Here is a 21,694-nt window from a genome sequence, read left to right on the forward strand (position 1 = left end):
AATAATGGCAATTATATTTATATTGTTACAATATGCCAATATGGACTATGAAATATTAGGGAGTGTTTTAGTACCCTACAGGCTTTTTACAGCCTGTTATTTTTAAGGAGAGAATGAATATGTCATCAGAGTACAACGAAAATCAAATACAAGTTTTAGAAGGCTTAGAAGCTGTAAGAAAACGTCCTGGTATGTACATTGGTTCTACCAGTACACAAGGGCTGCATCATCTTGTATATGAAATTGTAGATAATGCAGTAGATGAGGCACTAGCTGGATATTGTGATGAAATTTCTGTTATAATACACGAAGATAATACGATTTCTGTAAAAGATAATGGACGAGGTATTCCTATAGGAATACAAGCACAAAAAGGAATACCAGCAGTAGAAGTTGTTTTTACAATACTTCATGCTGGTGGTAAATTTGGTGGAGGAGGATATAAAGTTTCTGGCGGTTTACATGGTGTTGGTGCTTCTGTTGTAAATGCTTTGTCTGAATGGCTAGAAGTGCAAATTTATATAGATGGTAAAATATATGAGCAAAAATATGCTAGAGGTCATGTTGTAACAAAATTACAGGAAATTGGAAAAACACAAGAACATGGAACTTATATTCGTTTTAAGCCAGATACAGAAATATTTGAGGATACTGTTTTCCAATTTGATATTTTGAAAAAAAGATTGAGAGAAACAGCTTTTTTAACAAAGGGACTAAAAATTAGTATAACAGACCAAAGAGAAGGAAAAAAACAACAAAAATCATTTCACTATGAAGGTGGTATTAAAGAATTTGTTGCTTATATCAATCAATATAGAGATACACTTTATGACAATATTTTTTATGCAGAAGGAGAAAAAGATGGTATATTGATAGAAGTAGCATTTCAGCATAATGATAGTGCTGATGAAAATATACACACATTTGTAAATAACATCAATACTTCAGATGGTGGTACACACTTAATAGGTTTTAAGTCTGGTATGACAAAAACAATAAATGATTATAGTAGAAAAGCAGGTATATTGAAAGAAAGTGATAAAAACTTAACTGGTGATGATGTAAGAGAAGGTTTAGCAGCTATTGTGAGTATTAAAGTTGCAGAGCCTCAATTTGAAGGACAAACAAAATCAAAACTAGGAAACAGTGAAGCAAAAGGTGCTGTAGAAAGTATTGTTAATGAGTATTTAAGTTATTTTTTAGAAGAAAATCCAGCAATAGGAAGACTGATTGTAGAAAAAGGAATACTTGCTTCCAGGGCGAGAGAAGCAGCAAAAAGAGCAAGAGAATTGGTGAGAAGAAAGAGTGTTTTAGAAACTTCACGACTGCCTGGAAAATTAGCAGATTGTTCTGATAAAGACCCTGTAAATTGTGAAATATACATTGTAGAAGGAGATTCTGCTGGTGGCTCTGCAAAAGGAGCAAGAGACCAGAGAATACAGGCAATATTACCGCTAAGAGGAAAAATACTCAATGTAGAAAAAGCACGTATGGATAAAATATTAAACAGTGATGAAATTAAAAATATGATTACAGCATTTGGCACAGGAGTAGATACCGATTTTGATATTACAAAATTAAGGTACCACAAAATAGTTATTATGACAGATGCTGACGTAGACGGTGCCCATATTAGAACACTACTTTTAACGCTGTTTTACCGCCATATGCCCCAATTAATCAAAGCAGGGCATATTTATATCGCTCAACCCCCTTTGTATCGTGTAGAGAAGAATAAAGAGCATTATTATGTATATGATGATAAAGAACTAGAAAATCTTTATACCAGAATAGGACGAGAAGGTATAAAAGAAGTACAACGTTATAAGGGTTTAGGAGAAATGGACGCAGAACAACTTTGGGATACTACAATGGACCCAGAACATAGAATATTGAAACGTGTTGATTTAGAAGATGCTGTTTCTGCTGATGAAATATTTACAAGACTAATGGGCGATAAAGTAGAGCCAAGACGAGAATTTATACAGGAATATGCAGAAAAAGTACAAAATTTAGATATATAATTGTTTTATTGTAAAAAAGACGACAATAATAAAATGGAATAGAATGGTTCTCTATTTTTAATGACTTAAATTTTGTAACATAATGCAGAAAGGACGTTAATATTGTTATGGATAATGCAAATAAAATGGATAAAATAGTTGGCATTAACATAGAAGATGAAATGAAAAATTGTTATATCGACTATGCTATGAGTGTTATCGTATCTCGAGCTTTGCCAGATGTTCGTGATGGATTGAAGCCAGTGCAAAGAAGAATATTGTATTCTATGGAAGAGATGAACTTAGAACCTAATAAACCCTATAAAAAGTCAGCACGTATTGTAGGGGATACTATGGGTAAATATCATCCTCATGGCGATAGTTCTATTTATCAAGCAATGGTTCGTATGGCTCAAAACTTTTCTATGCGATATGTATTAGTAGACGGTCATGGAAATTTTGGTTCTGTAGATGGCGACGGAGCAGCAGCACAGCGTTATACAGAGGCAAGAATGTCACGTATTTCATTGGAGATGCTTGCAGACATTGATAAAAATACAGTGGATTTTATACCAAATTATAGCGAAGAAGTCAAAGAACCTACTGTATTGCCTGCAAGAGTGCCCAATCTTTTAATCAATGGTTCTTCTGGTATTGCTGTAGGTATGGCAACAAATATACCACCTCACAATTTATCAGAAGTAATTGATGGTGTTGTGAAAATGATTGACAACTATGTACAGCAAAAGAGAGAAACTTCTGTAGAAGAATTGATGGAAGTAATAAAAGCACCTGATTTTCCAACAGGTGGTATTATTATGGGGAAAAATGGTATACGTTCTGCTTATCGTACAGGTAGAGGCAAAATACGTGTAAGAGCAGTTTCTGAAATAGAAGCTATGCCAAATGGTAGAGAACGTATTGTTGTAACAGAAATTCCTTATCAAGTCAATAAAGCAAGATTGATAGAAAAAATTGCTGATTTAGTAAAAGAAAAAAGAGTAGATGGTATTAGTGATATAAGAGATGAGTCCAACCGAAAAGGTATGAGAATTGTCATTGAATTAAAAAAAGATGCAAACACAGGTGTAGTATTAAATAATTTGTATAAATATACACAATTAGAAGACAGTTTTGGTGTTATTATGATTGCACTAGTGAATAATAAGCCTGAAGTATTAAATTTAAAACAGGTACTAGAACAATACTTAAAACATCAAAAAGAAGTTGTTACAAGACGTACACAATTTGAATTAGATAAAGCAGAAAAAAGAGCACATTTACTAGAAGGCTTACGCATTGCATTAGATAATATTGATGAAGTGATACGTATTATTCGAAGTAGTTATGATGATGCAAAGTCAAAACTGATGGAGAAATTTGGACTATCTGAAATACAGACACAGGCAATATTAGAAATGCAGCTACGTCGTTTGCAAGGATTAGAATATGAAAAAATTGATAAAGAATATAGAGAATTGACAGAAAAAATAAAAGAGTATAAAGCTATATTGTCAGATGAAACACTTTTATATGGTGTTATAAAAGAAGAAATATTGATAGTAAAAGCAAAATATGGTGATGTAAGACGTACTCAAATTATGCAGCACGTAGAAGTTATAGAAGATGAAGATTTAATTGATGAAGAAACAAGTGTATTTACATTATCTCATTTGAATTACATTAAAAGAACGCCTCTTATGACATATAAAAGTCAAAAAAGAGGTGGCAGAGGTATTATGGGTATGAATACAAGAGAAGAAGACTTTGTAAAAGACTTGTTTTTAGGTTCTACACATGATTATATATTGTTTTTTACAAATAAAGGCAGAGTGTATCGCTTAAAAGGATATGAAGTACCAGAAGCAGGAAGGACTGCAAGAGGTAATGCTATTGTAAATTTAATTGAAATTTCGAATGAAGAAACTATTACTGCTATGATACCTGTAAAAGAGTTTACACAAGATAGTTATTTAGTAATGATAACAAAAGAGGGTATTATAAAGAAAACAGATATGATGAGTTTTAGCAATATTAGAAAAGGTGGTTTAACAGCACTTAGCTTAAAAGAAGAAGATAATTTAATTGCAGTACTTGTAACAAATGGTAATGATGAAATACTTGTTGCTACAAAAAATGGTATGGGAATTAAGTTCCATGAAAAAGATGTTCGCCCTATGAGTAGACAGGCAATGGGGGTAAAAGCAATTACACTCAAACAAAATGACTATGTTGTTTCTTCTGTTAAAATTACAGAAGGTACACAAGTTTTAAATGTCACAGAAAAAGGGTATGGTAAAAGAACAAATTCAGAAGATTTTAATGTACAATATAGAGGTGGAAAAGGCGTCAAAATACATCAACTGACAGAAAAAACAGGACTTTTGACAGGTGTTTTAGTGATAGACGAAAAAGAGGAATTAATGTTGATTACTTCTGAAGGTGTTATAATACGTTTGAGAGGAAATGAAATTTCATCACTTGGTAGAGTATCACAAGGTGTAAAACTGATTAATCTGAATGAAAATGTGAGTGTTGTAGGTGTAGCAAAAATTTCAGAACAAGATATACAAATGGAAGAAGAACAAATAGAAGAAACAGAACAAGTAGAACAATAATAAAATAACGCATTAAAATCAAAGTAAATTTTTTAAGCTATAAACAAAAATTTGTTTATAAATTGTCCCTCAGTATATTTTACTGAGGGATATTTTATATTAAAATAATTTTAATACTTTTTAAGACTTTGTTACTTGCTTTTGCGTTATAAATAATATAGTATAAAAAATAATTTATATATGGTAATGTATGGAAAGGAGATGTTTTATGAAAGACTTAACAATAGGAGAAAACCTTCCTTTTGACTTCAAAAAATTAAATCCAGAAATTATAAACAGTCATGTTAGAGAAACAAAAGAAATGATGTTAATGTATGATTGTGGCATAAAAGAAGTAAAAACAAAATTAGAAATATTAAATAATGAATTTCAAATACAGAAAGAAAGAAATCCTATTGAATATTTAAAAAGCCGTGTAAAATCGTTAGAAAGTATTGTTATGAAATTACATAAAAAAGGGTATGCACTTTCTGTAGAAAATGCTATGAAACATCTACATGACATTGCAGGAATTAGAGTAATATGTTCTTTTATAGATGATATTTATAGTGTAGCAAATATGTTAAAAAAACAAGATGATATTACAGTAATATTAGAAAAAGACTATATTAAAAATCCAAAACCAAATGGATATAGGAGTTACCATATGGTTTTGGAAATACCTGTGTTTTTTTCTCAAAAAAAGCAGTATGTAAAAGTAGAGGTGCAAATTAGAACGATTGCAATGGATTTTTGGGCAAGTTTAGAGCATAAATTGTATTATAAAGAAACAGATGTCACATCAGAAGAAATTACAGAAAGATTGAAAAAGTGTGCTGATATTATTGCTGCAACAGATATAGAAATGCAATCTATAAGAGGTGTTGTGGAAGAATGGGAGCAGTTATCCCCAAAAAAAAACACATTTGTGGACAAAATTGTGGAAATTGTGGACAAGTAAATACAAGTTTATTTTTTGTTAATAAAAAAGATACCAACCAAACACAAAATAATACCGAGGAACTGTTGCTTTGTCACTTGCTCACGATAAACCAAAACACCAATAAACAAGAGTATGATGCCTAATAATATACTACAAATAAGAGAACAAATACTAATATTCCAACCAAAACGATAGGCTTGTATATAACCAAATTCTAAACCAATAATTGCAATACCTAATATAAAACTAGCCCAGTTAAGCTGAGTAAATGTGTGTAAAACAGATTTAAAATGGGTGTTGATAAGTAATAATAAAAATGTAATAATAGCAGCTACAGAATAAGTTACAAAAAGAGAAGCAAAAGGATTTGCCTCTTGTGCTGTAGATTTAGATGAAATGTGATAAAAAGTGTTTGATAAAACAACTATAATAACAGGTAAAAAATGTGTTAACATATATATAACTCCTTTCTATATTATTAGACTAAGTAAAGCACTTTTTAAATGTGTTGTCAATATTATTTATAAATAGGAAGTAGTTGAATAAACATTTTTTAATCTACTTTTTTAGACATTACTAAAAATATCAATATACTGTAAGATTTTTAATTGTTTTGAAAAACATAAAAATATTGTAATGAATTTTACTATTTCACTGTTTGTATAATGGAGGATTAAAAAATATGGATATTTTAAATTTTGATTTTTTATACAATATTTTGGAAAATGGTGATGAAGATACTAAAAAAATATTATTTTTTAGTTTAATAAATAATTCAAAAAATAATAGATATTTATATCAATATATTGATATAACTTGGATTGAATATATGTTAAGCAAAGTAGATTTTATAGAGGACATTTATGAAAAAGCTGATATTATAAGTTTTTTAGCAGGTGTTATATATGAAAATGAATTTGAAATAAAAGATATAGAAATAAAACATTTGTTTTATTTGTATTTAAAAACTTTACAAAGTGGATATGGTGCTGATGTTGTAAATACATTATATTATTTTTTAAATTTAGGAATTTCATTAGAAATTATAGTTACAGAATGTATAAAAATATATCGTAATGATGTGTTTATTCACCTATTTTCAAAATTACCTGAAATAGATAAATGTAAAGTAGGTAAAAACAATGAGAAATTTGTTTCTTTCATAGAACAACATAGAAAAATGATTACTAGATTTGATTTAGTATTACATTTCCACTTGATTACAAGCTATGATTATGCAAAAAATATTTTAATTGCAGAAGACTATTTAAACAAGTATTATAATTATATGATAATATGTGCTGATTGGGCATTTAGTAAAGAACATTCTCGTGATGATCTTGTAGTTGAAAACATTCTTACAAATAAAGAACTGCAATTATTTGTAGAATTAGGAGATATATTAGATAGGTGTAAAAAATTAGAAGTAAAACAAAAAGCTGATACAGAAGAAGAATTATTTGAATACTTGTATAAAGTATCAGAACAGTTAAAATTATTATTAAAATCAGATGAAATAAAAAGTATTAGAAAGCGTTTTTTTGGTGAAAAAGACTTTTTTGAAATAGCATTCTCTTTACCAAATAATTAACATTAAAATATATCTTTTGAAATCAATTATAAACTATATTTTTATATACCCTTTTTATAAATAGTGTGGTGATAAAAAATAAGTATTATAACAGAACCAATAGATATAATAGTTGAGATATATAATAAAATTGCAATGAGTTTTATCAAAAATATAGGAGAAAATAAAAATGAGAGAAATATCAACAGAATTGATTGCAAATAGTATTGCAGAGATGTGTATAGAAGCAAATTGTCATTTAAATAAAGATGTATATACTGCATTAGAAAAAGCAAAACACAAAGAAAGTTCCCCTATAGGTAAAGAAATACTTTGTCAACTAACAGAAAATGCAGATATTGCATTGCAAAAGAATATGCCTATTTGTCAAGATACAGGTATGGCAATTGTATTTTTAGAAATAGGACAAGAAGTACATATTACAGGAGGGCTTTTAGAAGAGGCAGTAAATGAAGGTGTTAGAAGGGGATATGAAAAGGGATATTTGAGGAAGTCAGTAGTAGAAGACCCCTTTTTAAGAGTAAATACAAAAGATAATACACCTGCTATATTGTATACAAAAATAGTAGCAGGAGATAACATAGATATTACAGTAGCACCAAAGGGCTTTGGTAGCGAAAATATGAGTCGTATCTATATGCTCAAGCCTTCTGATGGCATAGAAGGAGCAAAAAAGGCAATATTAGAAACAGTAAAACAGGCAGGAGCAAACCCTTGCCCTCCTATGGTAGTAGGTGTAGGGTGTGGAGGTAGTTTTGAATATAGTGCATATTTGGCAAAAAAAGCACTTCTTCGCCCCATTGGAAGCCACTCTGATAAAGAACATATTAGACAAATGGAACAAGAACTATTACAGAAAATGAATAATACAGGTATAGGTCCTCAAGGTTTGGGAGGAAATACCACAGTATTAGGTGTCAATATAGAAAGTTATGCAACACATATTGCAGGTATGCCTATTGCAATCAATATTAGCTGTCATGTAACAAGACATTGCCATAAAGTAATATGAAAGGGGAAAATAAAATTGAATGTTTCAGTGCCATTTACAGCCGAACAGGCAAAAAAATTAAAAGCAGGTGATGTTGTAACAATTAGCGGTGTAATATATACAGCAAGAGATGCAGCACATAAAAGAATGTTAGAAGAATATGATAAAACGGGAAAATTTCCTTTTGATATACAAAATCAAATAGTATATTATGCAGGACCAGCACCTGCAAAACCAAATGAAATAATAGGCTCTGTAGGTCCTACTACGTCATATCGTATGGACGCATATTCCCCTGTATTACTACGTTTTGGATTGAGAGGTATGATTGGTAAAGGTATACGAAATAATGACGTAATACAGGCAATGAAACAGTATACAGGAGTATATTTTGGTGCAACAGGAGGAGCTGGTGCATTACTTGCAAAACATATTGAAAGTGTAGAAATAATTGCTTATGAAGATTTGGGAGCAGAAGCCATTAGAAAATTGGTTGTAAAGGATTTTCCAGTTATTGTCATTATAGATAGTGAAGGAAACAATTTGTATGAAACGGAACCTGCGAAATATAATAAAGAATAAATATAAAAAGAGCCACTGTTTGTATTTGTGGCTCTTTTGTTTTGTCTATAGCAATTTTTCAATTTCATCATAAGAAAGCCCAGTAACTTTAGATATTGTGCCAATATCGCTAATATTTAATACATTAATTAAATTTTGAGCAAGTTTAAATTTTTCTTCTTTTCTGCCTTCTTTTCGACCTTCTTTTCTGCCTTCCTCTCGACCTTCTTCTTTTGCTTCTTCTTTCCAAATTTTTTTTGCAGTATTAATATCAAATTCAGTAAATAACATATTAAGCACCTCACTTGAATTTTTTTCTAAAAAATCCCTCATAATGTTTTCATTCACACAAGTTTTTACTGCATTAACAATAGCATCATTATTATTAAAGCCCTTTTTTAAATAAGTTCTTACAACAGATATAAAATAACTGTACTCTTTTAAATATTGACATTGCATTACAATATTATGATTTTGTTCATAATTAATGTTGATAACTTTGACATTCAATTCCAATTCTGTGGAATGGTTTTGCACTAAAAAAGCGTCAGATAATTTTAATATTTTTTCTTTAGGATATTTTGCAGTACCATTGTATAATACATAACAATAAGGAGTAGGTATTTTAAAAAGGGTACTTCTGTAAATGATATTTTTGTCAATTAGTTTTTCGTATTCTCTGGCAATATAAAGTAAACAACGTAAAGGCATATTGTTGTTTATAGTGCTTTGATGTTCTATCAATATAATAAATTTATTATCTATTGTAAAACAAATATCATTTTTTAAATTCATAAAAAGTACATCTTCCAGTGTAATAATATGTACTTCTGTTTGTTCATTGTAATTTGTACCTTCTAGTGCATTATAAAGGGAACGTAATTTATGTTCCTCCGAAAAAAAAGTTGTAAATAGAGAGTCTTTGTATTTTTTATTTGTTTTCATAAGTTTTGCACCTCTTAATACCATTATACAAAAAATGAAATAAAATAACAACTGTTATCAATATAGAACTCCCCTTCTCGTATAAAATAAAGAAGGGGAGTGGAATAGATAATATTAGCCATATTTTACAGTTAAATTAACATAGGAAATGTGTTCTCTCATAGTAGAATAAGCTGTTTGGTAATCTTGTCTTTTAATTGCTTCTAATATTTTACCATGTAAGTCTATAGTAACATCAATAACACGAGGATTTTTTGTTAAAGACTGACGCATAGCAACACGAATACAACGTTCAAAAGACTCTTTTGCTGCAATCATTGTGCTAATAAGTAATTTATTATGTGTGGCATCAGAAAGAAACATATGAAATTGAGAGTCATAATCTACAAATAAATTGACATCATCTTTATATTCTATCATGTGCTGATAACTTTCAGATATTTTTTCTATATCTTCTGGTGTAGCACGTTTTGCAGCATAGCTTGCTGTTTCAGCTTCTAACATAAAACGAAATTCTAATAAATCGTTTAAGTCTGAATTTTCTACTGTAATGCTAAAAGGTGCAATGTTAACAATATTATCAATATTATCAATATTATTTATAAAAGTACCTGCTTTAGAACGTCTAATAAAACCAAATACAGCTAGTGCAGTATAGGCTTCTCTTAATGTACTACGTCCTATACCTAATGCACTGCTGACGACATTTTCATTAGGTAACATATATCCTTCTGGTAATTTTCCAGTTAAAATTAATTCTTTAAATTTTTGAAAAAGATTTTGAGAGATGTTTTTCCCTAAATCTGATTTCAAGAAATCTACGTTTTCTAATAATATGTCTTTTTGCATGATAATCCCCACCTTTTGATTTGTAGATTTTTCAGTTGAAATCGTTTAAACGTTCTGTATTATTTAGAACGATAAGTCGAAAACAGATAATTATTTTTGTAAATAAAAATTAGGGAATTATAGTATTTGACCCTTTTTATTGTGATTGTTTTTCGACAGTATGATAGATAAAACAAAAATTTTATATACATTCTACTATATATTGCACACTTTTGCAAATAGAAATATGACATTTTTTTCCACACTGATTTTTTTATAAAAAATAGAAAAAAACTGCTTCTTTTTGAAAATAAGAAACAGTTTTTTTAGACAATATGACGAAAAATTGTTATGCGACACTGTTGCCAACATTGTTAGCTGTGCCGTTTTCTGCTTTCGCTTTTCTATTTTTAGCACATTTTAGTGTTAATATAGCCCAAACGATTGTAAATATAATTCCACAAACATAGGCGATGTTAATAGGTACATTCAAACCAATTTTAGCATTAATGATGAATGTAGATATAATGAAAGCATAAAACATACCTGGTATTAAACTGATAATATAGTTTTTACCTCTTTCATAAAGATAGACTGTTATCATAGCAAATGCAAATATAGCTATTGTTTGATTTGCGAATGCAAAATATCTCCATAAAATGTTGAAACCGCTTGCACTGACTTTTGCAAATACCAATATTGCAGCACAAATAATAAATATAATACCAGACAATGTAACACGATTTGACTTTTTGGATTGGTCATAATGTAAATATTCTGCTACCATTAATCTGAGAGAACGGAGTGCAGTATCTCCAGATGTAATTGGTAATACAATAATACCAACAATAGCAATAACACCACCTATAGAACCAAGTAAATCTCTTGCAACAAGAGTGATAACAGAAGCAGTACCTGCTACACTCATATCTACACCAGCAATAACACCATTTTGTATTTTGGCGTAAATACCCATAGAAGCGGCTGCCCAAATCATAGCAATAAAACCTTCTAATATCATCATGTTGTAAAATGTCATTCTGCCTTCTCTTTCACTTGTTACAGAGCGTGCAATCAATGTTGCCTGTGTAGCATGAAAACCAGAAGTAATACCACAAGCTACTGTTACAAAGAATATAGGCAATATTGGAGAACCGTCATGTAATGAGAAAAATGATAATGTTTCTGAGCTTAATGCTGTCAATTCATATCCCTGTGCAAATATACCAAAAAATACACCTACAGCAGAAAGTAAAAGTATAATACCAAATATAGGATAAACTCTACCTATAATGGCATCAATAGGGAATAATGTTGCAATTAAATAATAAATAAAAATAACAGCATATACTATCCATACTATAGGATTTGTAACAACATTTTCTGTACCTATTAAACCAACAATTAAATCACCTGGTGTATAAACAAATACAGCACCAACTAAAAGCATAAGTAAACAAACGAAAATATTGTATACATTGAATGTTTTGTTGCCTAAATACTTATGTATTAGAGCAGGCATTTGTTTTCCGTCTTCACGTAAACATACCATACCGCACATATAATCGTGCAAAGAGCCAGAAAGTACACAACCAATAGGAATAAGCAAAAATGCAATAGGTCCAAATAGTATACCTTGTATTGGCCCTAATATTGGACCTGTGCCTGCAATGTTGAGTAGTTCAATCAATGAGTTTTTCCATTTGTTCATAGGAACGAAGTCCACACCATCGTTCATAGTGATGGCAGGGGTTTCTCTGTCATCTGGTCCGAATACTTTGTCACAGTATTTTCCATAAAAAAAGCCACCTACAAAAAGTATTACTAAACCGATTAAAAATGTAACCATAAAAATACTCTCCTTTCTTTTATTAAGTGAGTACCTTTTGAAATTTTTCAGTATAAATAATGTTATGTACGTTATAATATAATTTCTTTATTTTTACTACTGAAAGAAAGTACCTCACTGTCGTGCTAAAGTATAGTACTCTAAAAACAATTTTTCAAGTTCAAAATTGCATAAAAATGAAAACTGTTTTTTACCATAAACAATATTATAATATGTTAAAAATGCACTATATATTAAATAATAAAATGATAATATTTGTAGAAAATTTGTTTATTTTTTTATAAAAAATAGCAGAATAAAATAAAAAATATTTTTTTTATGTGAAATATAATATAAATAAAATTTTATTTTGAATAATTTATTTATGTAATATATATAGTAAAATAATAAAGTAGTCAAAGTAATTATGTAAATAAAATATAAAAAATATAGTATAAAATTGTATTTGTCAAATAATAAAATATGATAAACAGTATGTATGCAGAAATGATAAAAATGTACGCAGAAATAGAAAAACTGTAAACATTTTCTTAAAAAATGTATGCAGAAAAATTGTCAAAATATAATACAAAATAAAAACAAAAATGCCATTATTGCTATAAAAAACAACACTTTGAGGCTATACAAACAATCAAAAAATAAACAATAAAAATCTCTTTGTGTGGAGAAAAACAAAAAAAGAAAAAAGAAAAAGAACCAAAAAGAAAAAAGAAAAAAAGAAAAAGAAAAATATATAAAAAGAAAAAGAAAGCCCAGTCGGGTGACTGGGAGTGTGTTTTTGAATATGAGACTTTTTGAGACTTTACTGCTTCTATACTAACAATAACTTTACTTTACTTTTACTTTATTGCTTATTTCAAGCAAAACGATACTGTACAAAACACAAATGCCATTGAAAAAGCATTGCATAGCACAAATAGAAATGATATAATTTTCCAAAGGTGGTTATACTTTCTTTACGAAACAAATACAGGAGGATATCAAATTGGAAAAAAGACATATCATTCAGGTAGAACAAAAGGTTCCAGTATCGTTGCTAATACCATTAAGCATACAGCATATGTTTGCTATGTTTGGAGCATCGGTGTTAGTACCTTTTCTTTTTGGCATTCATTCTGCTATAGTATTATTTATGAATGGTGTAGGAACATTGCTTTTTCTATTTATAACAAAAGGAAAATCGCCTGCTTATTTGGGTTCAAGTTTTGCATTTTTAGCACCAGGAGCAGTAGTGATTGAACAGTTTGGTTATTCATATGCCTTAGGAGCATTTGTAGTAGTGGGATTTTGTGGCTGTATATTGTCTTTTATTATATACAAATTTGGTTCTGATTGGATAGATGTTGTGCTACCTCCGGCAGCAATGGGACCTGTTGTAGCACTGATAGGATTAGAGTTGGCAGCTACAGCAGCGAGTAATGCAGGGCTTTTGCCAGTAGAGGGAGAAAGCATTTCTTATAGTAATGTTATAGTATTTTTTGTAACATTGGGTGTAGCAGTATTTGGTTCTGTTATGTTTAAAAAGTTTTTGTCAGTAATACCCATATTGATAGCAATGCTGTGTGGATATGGTGCAGCGGTCGTAACACATATTGTAGATTTTGAAGCAGTAAAACAAGCACCAATATTTGCATTACCTCATTTTACTACAGCAAAATTTGATATTAATGCTATTATGATAATGCTTCCTGTGCTGTTAGTGATTAGTTCAGAACATATAGGACATCAAATTGTAACAGGAAAAGTGATAGGAAGAAATTTACTCAAAGAACCTGGATTGCATCGTTCTCTTTTTGCAGATAATTTTTCTACAATGATTTCAGGTTTGATAGGCTCTGTACCCACTACAACATATGGAGAAAATATAGGCGTTATGGCGGTGACAAGAGTATATAGTGTATATGTAATAGCAGGAGCAGCAGTACTTTCTATTGTATGCTCATTTATAGGGAAATTGTCCGCACTCATTGGTACAGTACCTGGTGCAGTAATAGGGGGTATTTCTTTTTTACTGTATGGTATGATAGGTACATCAGGTATACGTATATTAGTAGACTCTCATGTAGATTTTTCAAAATCACGAAATTTAGTATTGACTTCTGTTATATTTGTAACAGGACTTTCTGGCGTTATAGTAAATTTAGGAAATGTACAGCTAAGTGGTATGATATTGGCGTGTATAGTAGGTATGATATTGAGTTTGTTGTTTCATGTGCTTGATAAATTGCATATGACAAATGATGAGGAGTAAATGTTATTATGGATTATGTAAAACAAAATTGGACAAGCAAAGAACAAAAAGAGTTAAGATGTGTGTTACAACAAATGGCAGAACAGAAATATAAAGAATTTAATGAAAAAGTTGTAAAAGGAAAATTGGAAATGTTGGGTATTAGAATACCCATATTAAGAAAAATAGCAAAAGAAATAACAAAAGGAAATTTTAAAGAATTTATAAAAACTTGTATTCCTATATATCATGAGGAGTTGTTGCTGTTAGGCATTGTTATTGCAATAAGTGATATGAAATATGATGATTTTAAAATGGAAATGAATGACTTTTTAAAAAGAATAGAAAATTGGGCAGCTTGTGATACATTTTGTAGTAGTATCAAAAAGCATATCAAACAAAATAAAAAAGAGTTTTGGAATGATATGACATTGTATTTGCGTTCTAAAAATGATTGGATAGTAAGAGTTGCATTAGTTAGTATGCTGCAATACTATTTAGAAGACGACTATATTAAAAAAGTGCTAAAACGTTGTGAAAGTGTAAAAAGCGATTTTTATTATGTAAAAATAGCACAAGCATGGCTGATAGCGGAAGCATATGTAAAATGTAAAGAACAAACGCAGTTGTATTTTAAGAAATCTACATTAGACAAATGGACATTTAATAAAGCAATACAAAAAATTTGTGAGTCAAATAGAGTATCAAAAGAAGAAAAAGAGGAATTAAAAAAACTTAAAAAATAAATTATAAAGGAGAAAGATATATGGAAAAAGTGGTTACAGTTTATTTTAGTCCTACAGGAAATTCTAAAAAATATGTAACATTGTTGGCAGATAAATTGAATATGCCATTTGATACATTAGATTTTACAAAAAAAGAAAATAGAAAAAAAGAAATTGTGTTTTCAAAAGAAAATGTTGTATTGTTTTCTGCACCAGTGTATGCAGGAAGGTTGCCAGATATTAATTTATTTGATAATGTAAAAGGAAATGGTGCATATGCTGTTTGTATTGTAACATATGGAAATAGAGAATATGATGATGCCCTTTTGGAATTAAAAAATATATGTGAACAAAAAGGATTTCAAGTAGTTGCAGCAGCAGCTTTTATAGGAGAACATACTTATAGTGAATATGTAGGGGCAGATAGACCAAATGAACAAGATGATTTAAAAATAGAAGAATTATCAAAATATATTCAAAATGGTATTTCAAAAGGTGTTTTTGAAGGAGAAAAATTAGAAGTAAAAGGAAATGAAAACTATTGTGAACATAAAGCAATACCACTTATACCACAACCTAATGAAAGATGTAGCCAGTGTGGAAGCTGTGTAAGAAAATGTCCTGTAGGAGCGATTGATGAAAAAACATTTTTAACAGATAATAAAAAATGTATTAGTTGTTTTGCTTGTGTAAAAGGCTGTACTAAAAAGGCAAGAGAAGTAAAGGATAGTATGTATTTTAAATTAGTAGAAAAATTAGAAACAAATTTAAGATATGTAGAAAAAGAGGCGGAAATATTTTTATTAAAATGAAAAAGGAAAAGTGTCATGAAAAAGTATGTTGTGATTATCAATGGAAAGGGTGGTGTAGGAAAAGATACATTGTGCGATATTGTTTCTAAAAGATATTGTGTCAAAAATGTATCTTCTATTACACCAATAAAGCAAATTGCTCAAATAGGGGGCTGGAAAGGTGGAAAAGAAAATAAAGATAGAAAGTTTTTAGCAGATTTAAAAAAATTGTTTGTGGAATATAATGACTTGCCATTTGAATATTTGAAGGAAGAAATGAATTTATTTTTGCAAAAAGAACAAGAGATACTTTTTGTACATATTAGAGAGATAGAAGAAATTAAAAAGTTTTTAGAGTATGTTGTTAGTAAGGACGTGATGTGTAAAACACTTCTTGTTACAAGAAAACAAGAACAACATAAGGTATATGGTAATGAAGCAGATGATATGGCAGAACAATATCAATATGATGTAGTGTATCAAAATGATATGCCTTTGAAGGAAGTAGAAAAAGATTTTATGATATTTTTTGAGAAAAATGTATTACAATAGAAAGAAATGTGCATAATAATTATAGTAAATAAAAAAAATAAAAAAAATGAAAAAAAGTGTTGCAAAATAAAAAAAGATATGGTATAGTATAAAACGTTCTTGCTGAGAGAGTAAAAAAATATTTTAAAAATAAAGTAAAAAAATGCTTGACAAGTAAGAAAAAGAGTGTATAATAAATACTTGTGACTGCCACAAAAGCAGTAAAAAAGCACTGAAAAATATTTAAAAAAAATAAAAAAAGTGCTTGACAAAACAAAACATCAATGATAAAATGTTTAATGTCGATTTCGAAAGAAGTCGAAAAAAGGAAATAAAAAACAAAGTAAAAAAAAGGAAAGAATTGATCCTTGAAAACTGAACAGTTAAGAAATAAACACAACCCAAGTCTATTCAAAGTTTTTGTAGATTTTTAGTTAAAAAAATCTAATATAAAAAGTCAGAGTAATCTGAGTAAAAGGATTTTAATATAAGAGTTTGATCCTGGCTCAGGATGAACGCTGGCGGCGTGCTTAACACATGCAAGTCGAGCGAAAATAATTAGGAGCTTGCTTTTAATTATTTTAGCGGCGGACGGGTGAGTAACGTGTGGGCAACCTGCCTTTTACTGTGGAATAATCACTGGAAACGGTGACTAATACCGCATACGGTTCTTAGGAGGCATCTTCTAAGAAAGAAAGGATTTATTCGGTAAAAGATGGGCCCGCATCTGATTAGCTAGTTGGTGAGATAATAGCCCACCAAGGCAACGATCAGTAGCCGACCTGAGAGGGTGACCGGCCACATTGGGACTGAGACACGGCCCAAACTCCTACGGGAGGCAGCAGTGGGGAATATTGCACAATGGGCGAAAGCCTGATGCAGCAACGCCGCGTGAAGGAAGACGGTTTTCGGATTGTAAACTTCTATCAATAGGGAAGAAAGAAATGACGGTACCTAAATAAGAAGCCCCGGCTAACTACGTGCCAGCAGCCGCGGTAATACGTAGGGGGCAAGCGTTATCCGGAATTACTGGGTGTAAAGGGAGAGTAGGCGGCAAGGTAAGCGATATGTGAAAGCCTTAAGCTTAACTTAAGGATAGCATAACGAACTATCTAGCTAGAGTACAGGAGAGGAAAGCGGAATTCCTAGTGTAGCGGTGAAATGCGTAGATATTAGGAAGAACACCAGTGGCGAAGGCGGCTTTCTGGACTGAAACTGACGCTGAGGCTCGAAAGCGTGGGGAGCGAACAGGATTAGATACCCTGGTAGTCCACGCTGTAAACGATGAGTGCTAGGTGTCGGGGAGGAATTCCCGGTGCCGGAGCAAACGCAATAAGCACTCCACCTGGGGAGTACGACCGCAAGGTTGAAACTCAAAGGAATTGACGGGGGCCCGCACAAGCGGTGGAGCATGTGGTTTAATTCGAAGCAACGCGAAGAACCTTACCAAGGCTTGACATCCTCTTGACGAATGTAGAGATACATTTTTTCTTCGGAACAAGGGAGACAGGTGGTGCATGGTTGTCGTCAGCTCGTGTCGTGAGATGTTGGGTTAAGTCCCGCAACGAGCGCAACCCTTATCTTCAGTAGCCAGCAGGTAGAGCTGGGCACTCTGGAGAGACTGCCGTGGATAACACGGAGGAAGGTGGGGATGACGTCAAATCATCATGCCCCTTATGTCTTGGGCAACACACGTGCTACAATGGCTAGAAACAAAGTGAAGCGAGACGGTGACGTTAAGCAAAGCACAAAAACCTAGTCCCAGTTCGGATTGTAGTCTGCAACTCGAGTACATGAAGCTGGAATCGCTAGTAATCGCAAATCAGAATGTTGCGGTGAATACGTTCCCGGGCCTTGTACACACCGCCCGTCACACCATGGGAGTTGGAAGCGCCCGAAGTCGATGACCTAACCGCGAGGGAGGAGTCGCCGAAGGTGAAGCCAGTGACTGGGGTGAAGTCGTAACAAGGTAGCCGTATCGGAAGGTGCGGCTGGATCACCTCCTTTCTAAGGAGACAAAGTTGTGAAATAGATTAACTGTTCAGTTTTGAAGGATTGATAAAATCTTTCAAAATAATGCACCTTGAAAACTGAATACAAGAAAAAAGAGTCAAAAATCGAGCAATAATAAATTTTTGAAACAAACTTCTATTTAAAGAAATAAAGTAATAACGCTATTACATTTAAGGTCAAGCAAGAAAGAGCACGAGGTGAATGCCTTGGCACTGGGAGCCGATGAAGGACGTGATAAGCTGCGAAAAGCTTCGGGGAGGCGCACATAGCCATTGAGCCGAAGATGTCCGAATGGGGGAACCTGCCTAAGAAAACCTTAGGTATCTGTATGTAAATCCATAGCATACAGAAGGGAACGCTGCGAACTGAAACATCTAAGTAGCAGTAGGAGGAGAAAGAAAAATCGATTTCCTAAGTAGCGGCGAGCGAAAGGGAAAGAGGCCAAACCAGAAGACATAGTTTTCTGGGGTTGAGGACTGTGTAAGGTATTGAATAGAGATAGTTGAAGTGTTTTGGGAAAGCACACCAAAGAAGGTGAAAGTCCGGTAAACGAAATTGAAATTCAGCCGACAGTATCCAGAGTACTACGGGACACGAGAAACCCTGTAGGAAGCCGGGGGGACCACCCCCCAAGCCTAAATACTCCCCAGTGACCGATAGAGAAGCAGTACTGTGAAGGAAAGGTGAAAAGGACCCCGGGAGGGGAGTGAAAGAGAACCTGAAACCCCGTGCTTACAAACAGCCAGAGGGAAACTGATGGCGTACTTTTTGTAGAACGGTCCGGCGAGTTACAATTACTAGCGAGGTTAACTGTTAATAAGGCAGGAAGCCGAAGGGAAACCAAGTCTGAAGAGGGCGATATAGTTAGTGATAGTAGACCCGAAACCGGGTGACCTATCCATGTCCAGGTTGAAGGAACCGTAAAAGGTTTTGGAGGACCGAACACACATCTGTTGAAAAAGGTGGTGATGAGGTGTGGATAGCGGAGAAATTCCAATCGAACTCGGAGATAGCTGGTTCTCCTCGAAATAGCTTTAGGGCTAGCCTTGAGAGAAGTCTAACGGAGGTAAAGCACTGAACTGACGCGGGTCCCAAAAAGGATACCAACTCATATCAAACTAAGAATGCCGTCAAGATATCCTCAGGAGTCAGACTACGTGAGATAAGTCTCGTGGTCAAAAGGGAAAGAGCCCAGACCGACAGCTAAGGTCCCGAAGTGTATGTTAAGTGGGAAAGGATGTGGGATTTCAAAGACAACTAGGATGTTGGCTTAGAAGCAGCCATACATTAAAAGAGTGCGTAACAGCTCACTAGTCGAGAGAACCTGCGCCGAAAATAAACGGGGCTAAAACATACCACCGAAGCTACGGATTTCCTACGGATGTAGGGAGTGGTAGAGGAGCATAGTGCAAAAGGAAGAAGTCAAAGCGAGAGCAATGATGGACGAAGCAGTAGAGAGAATGCCGGAATGAGTAGCGAGATAGAAGAAAGAAACTTCTAGGCCGAATATCTAAGGGTTCCTGGGTAAAGCTAAACTTCCCAGGGTAAGTCGGGGCCTAAGGCGAGGACGAAGGTCGTAGTCGATGGATAACTGGTAGAAATTCCAGTACTACAAATAATCAGAACTGTGGGGACGCAGGAGGATAGGTAAACCGGGGAAAGGAAAAACCCGGTCAAGCATAAAGGTATGTCAGATAGGAAAAACCGTCAGACTGAGCTGAAATGTGATGAGGACTGAAAAAGAGTAAGGAAGTTACTAAATCCACACTGTCAAGAAAAGCCGCTATAGCATTATTTGTACCCGTACCGTAAACCGACACAGGTAGATGAGGAGAAAATCCACAGGCTGACGGGAGAAGTGTTGTTAAGGAACTCGGCAAAAAGACCCCGTAACTTAGGGAGAAGGGGAGCCAGTGAGAGCTGGCCGCAGAAAAGAGGCTCAAGCGACTGTTTAGCAAAAACACAGGTCTCTGCGAAACCGAGAGGTGAAGTATAGGGGCTGACACCTGCCCGGTGCTGGAAGGTTAAAAGGAGAGGTAAGGCGTAAGCTGAAGCTTTGAATTCAAGCCCCAGTAAACGGCGGCCGTAACTATAACGGTCCTAAGGTAGCGAAATTCCTTGTCAGGTAAGTTCTGACCCGCACGAAAGGTGTAACGATTTGAGCACTGTCTCAACAACACGCCCGGTGAAATTGAAGAACCAGTGAAGATACTGGTTACCCGCAACAGGACGGAAAGACCCCATGGAGCTTTACTGCAGCCTGATACTGGGATTCGATGATATATGTACAGGATAGGAGGGAGGCTAGGAAGCGAGTACGCTAGTATTCGTGGAGCCGCTGGTGGGATACCTCTCTTATATCATTGGATTTCTAACTTGCATCTGTGAACCAGATGAAGGACAATGTCAGGCGGGCAGTTTGACTGGGGCGGTCGCCTCCAAAAGAGTAACGGAGGCGCTCGAAGGTCACCTCAGAATGATTGGAAACCATTCAAAGAGTGTAAAGGCAAAAGGTGGCTTAACTGCGAGAGCGACGGTTCGAGCAGGTACGAAAGTAGGACTTAGTGATCCGGTGGTAATAAGTGGGAATGCCATCGCTCAACGGATAAAAGCTACCCTGGGGATAACAGGCTTATCTCCCCCAAGAGTTCACATCGACGGGGAGGTTTGGCACCTCGATGTCGGCTCATCGCATCCTGGGGCTGAAGTAGGTCCCAAGGGTTGGGCTGTTCGCCCATTAAAGCGGTACGCGAGCTGGGTTCAGAACGTCGTGAGACAGTTCGGTCCCTATCCGTTGTGGGCGAAGGATATTTGAGAGGAGCTGTTCTTAGTACGAGAGGACCGGAATGGACATACCAATGGTGTACCAGTTGCATACCAAATGCATAGCTGGGTAGCTAAGTATGGACTGGATAAACGCTGAAGGCATCTAAGCGTGAAGCCACCCTCAAGATAAGATATCCCAAAACGCAAGTGAGTAAGGTCCCTTGAAGACAACAAGGTAGATAGGTTGGAGGTGTAAGTGCAGTAATGTATTAAGCTGACCAATACTAATAGACCGAGGGCTTGACCTAGTAAGAAAAAGATTTTTGATGA

At 33.4% G+C, this 21,694-nt stretch carries 14 protein-coding genes and 2 rRNA genes; 12 read left to right on the plus strand and 4 right to left on the minus strand.

The features are described 5' to 3' along the window. The first annotated feature begins 119 nt into the window (after window positions 1-119). The 3 genes from gyrB (at window position 120) to C820_RS03490 (ending at window position 5,561) form a co-directional block, all read left to right on the plus strand. Window positions 120-2,024: a DNA topoisomerase (ATP-hydrolyzing) subunit B gene (gene gyrB, locus C820_RS03480; protein ID WP_004035237.1), complete on the plus strand. Its 1,905-nt coding sequence runs from the start codon at window positions 120-122 to the stop codon at window positions 2,022-2,024. Window positions 2,025-2,131: 107 nt separating this feature from the next. Further along, the gene (gyrA, locus tag C820_RS03485) at window positions 2,132-4,621 is read left to right on the plus strand and encodes a DNA gyrase subunit A (RefSeq protein ID WP_004035235.1); all 2,490 of its coding nucleotides are present in this window, start codon (window positions 2,132-2,134) and stop codon (window positions 4,619-4,621) included. 208 nt (window positions 4,622-4,829) lie between these two features. Then, window positions 4,830-5,561 (plus strand): GTP pyrophosphokinase, encoded by a 732-nt coding sequence (locus C820_RS03490; RefSeq protein WP_004035233.1) that lies wholly within the window; start codon window positions 4,830-4,832, stop codon window positions 5,559-5,561. An 8-nt stretch (window positions 5,562-5,569) separates the two neighbouring features. Here the strand turns inward: C820_RS03490 and C820_RS03495 are convergent, their stop codons facing one another. Further along, window positions 5,570-5,998 carry an EamA family transporter gene (locus C820_RS03495; RefSeq protein ID WP_004035231.1) on the minus strand — a complete coding sequence of 143 codons (429 nt, stop codon included), beginning with the start codon at window positions 5,996-5,998 and terminating at the stop codon, window positions 5,570-5,572. 227 nt (window positions 5,999-6,225) lie between these two features. On the opposite strand from C820_RS03495, the gene C820_RS03500 reads away from it, so the two are divergent. The 3 genes from C820_RS03500 to C820_RS03510 all read left to right on the plus strand — a co-directional run bounded on the left by C820_RS03500 (window position 6,226) and on the right by C820_RS03510 (window position 8,707). After that, on the plus strand, window positions 6,226-7,134 hold the full coding sequence (locus C820_RS03500; RefSeq protein WP_004035230.1) for a hypothetical protein: 909 nt from the start codon (window positions 6,226-6,228) through the stop codon (window positions 7,132-7,134). Window positions 7,135-7,303: 169 nt separating this feature from the next. Then, window positions 7,304-8,146: a fumarate hydratase gene (locus C820_RS03505; RefSeq protein WP_004035228.1), complete on the plus strand. Its 843-nt coding sequence runs from the start codon at window positions 7,304-7,306 to the stop codon at window positions 8,144-8,146. A 15-nt stretch (window positions 8,147-8,161) separates the two neighbouring features. Beyond that, entirely contained in the window at window positions 8,162-8,707 is a 546-nt protein-coding gene (locus tag C820_RS03510; RefSeq protein WP_004035226.1) for a Fe-S-containing hydro-lyase, read from the plus strand. Between the two features lie 45 nt (window positions 8,708-8,752). Here the strand turns inward: C820_RS03510 and C820_RS03515 are convergent, their stop codons facing one another. From C820_RS03515 to C820_RS03525, 3 genes are all read right to left on the minus strand, one after another. Further along, window positions 8,753-9,631 carry an RpnC/YadD family protein gene (locus C820_RS03515; RefSeq protein ID WP_004035224.1) on the minus strand — a complete coding sequence of 293 codons (879 nt, stop codon included), beginning with the start codon at window positions 9,629-9,631 and terminating at the stop codon, window positions 8,753-8,755. A 114-nt stretch (window positions 9,632-9,745) separates the two neighbouring features. Further along, window positions 9,746-10,480, minus strand: a complete 735-nt coding sequence (locus C820_RS03520) for a FadR/GntR family transcriptional regulator (RefSeq protein WP_004035223.1) — start codon at window positions 10,478-10,480, stop codon at window positions 9,746-9,748. Window positions 10,481-10,808: 328 nt separating this feature from the next. Continuing rightward, the gene (locus tag C820_RS03525; RefSeq protein WP_004035222.1) at window positions 10,809-12,308 is read right to left on the minus strand and encodes a carbon starvation CstA family protein; all 1,500 of its coding nucleotides are present in this window, start codon (window positions 12,306-12,308) and stop codon (window positions 10,809-10,811) included. Window positions 12,309-13,293: 985 nt separating this feature from the next. Between C820_RS03525 and uraA the strand changes: the two genes are divergently transcribed. The 6 genes from uraA to C820_RS03555 all read left to right on the plus strand — a co-directional run bounded on the left by uraA (window position 13,294) and on the right by C820_RS03555 (window position 21,672). Beyond that, entirely contained in the window at window positions 13,294-14,559 is a 1,266-nt protein-coding gene (gene uraA / locus C820_RS03530) for a uracil permease (protein ID WP_004035221.1), read from the plus strand. An 8-nt stretch (window positions 14,560-14,567) separates the two neighbouring features. Next, on the plus strand, window positions 14,568-15,284 hold the full coding sequence (locus tag C820_RS03535) for a DNA alkylation repair protein (protein ID WP_004035220.1): 717 nt from the start codon (window positions 14,568-14,570) through the stop codon (window positions 15,282-15,284). Between the two features lie 20 nt (window positions 15,285-15,304). Then, complete coding sequence (locus C820_RS03540) at window positions 15,305-16,075, plus strand: EFR1 family ferrodoxin (protein ID WP_004035219.1); 771 nt, start codon at window positions 15,305-15,307, stop codon at window positions 16,073-16,075. Between the two features lie 15 nt (window positions 16,076-16,090). Beyond that, window positions 16,091-16,606, plus strand: coding sequence for a hypothetical protein (locus C820_RS03545; protein WP_004035217.1), 516 nt, complete (start codon window positions 16,091-16,093; stop codon window positions 16,604-16,606). A 462-nt stretch (window positions 16,607-17,068) separates the two neighbouring features. After that, window positions 17,069-18,592: ribosomal RNA gene (locus C820_RS03550) — 16S ribosomal RNA — on the plus strand. A gap of 180 nt (window positions 18,593-18,772) precedes the next feature. Beyond that, window positions 18,773-21,672 (plus strand): 23S ribosomal RNA (locus tag C820_RS03555). The 16S and 23S rRNA genes sit together here, the layout of an rRNA operon. The last annotated feature ends 22 nt before the right edge of the window (window positions 21,673-21,694 follow it).

The organism is Clostridium sp. MD294 (assembly GCF_000364165.2).
In the GTDB taxonomy this organism is placed as follows: Bacteria; Bacillota; Clostridia; order Lachnospirales; family Anaerotignaceae; genus Coprocola.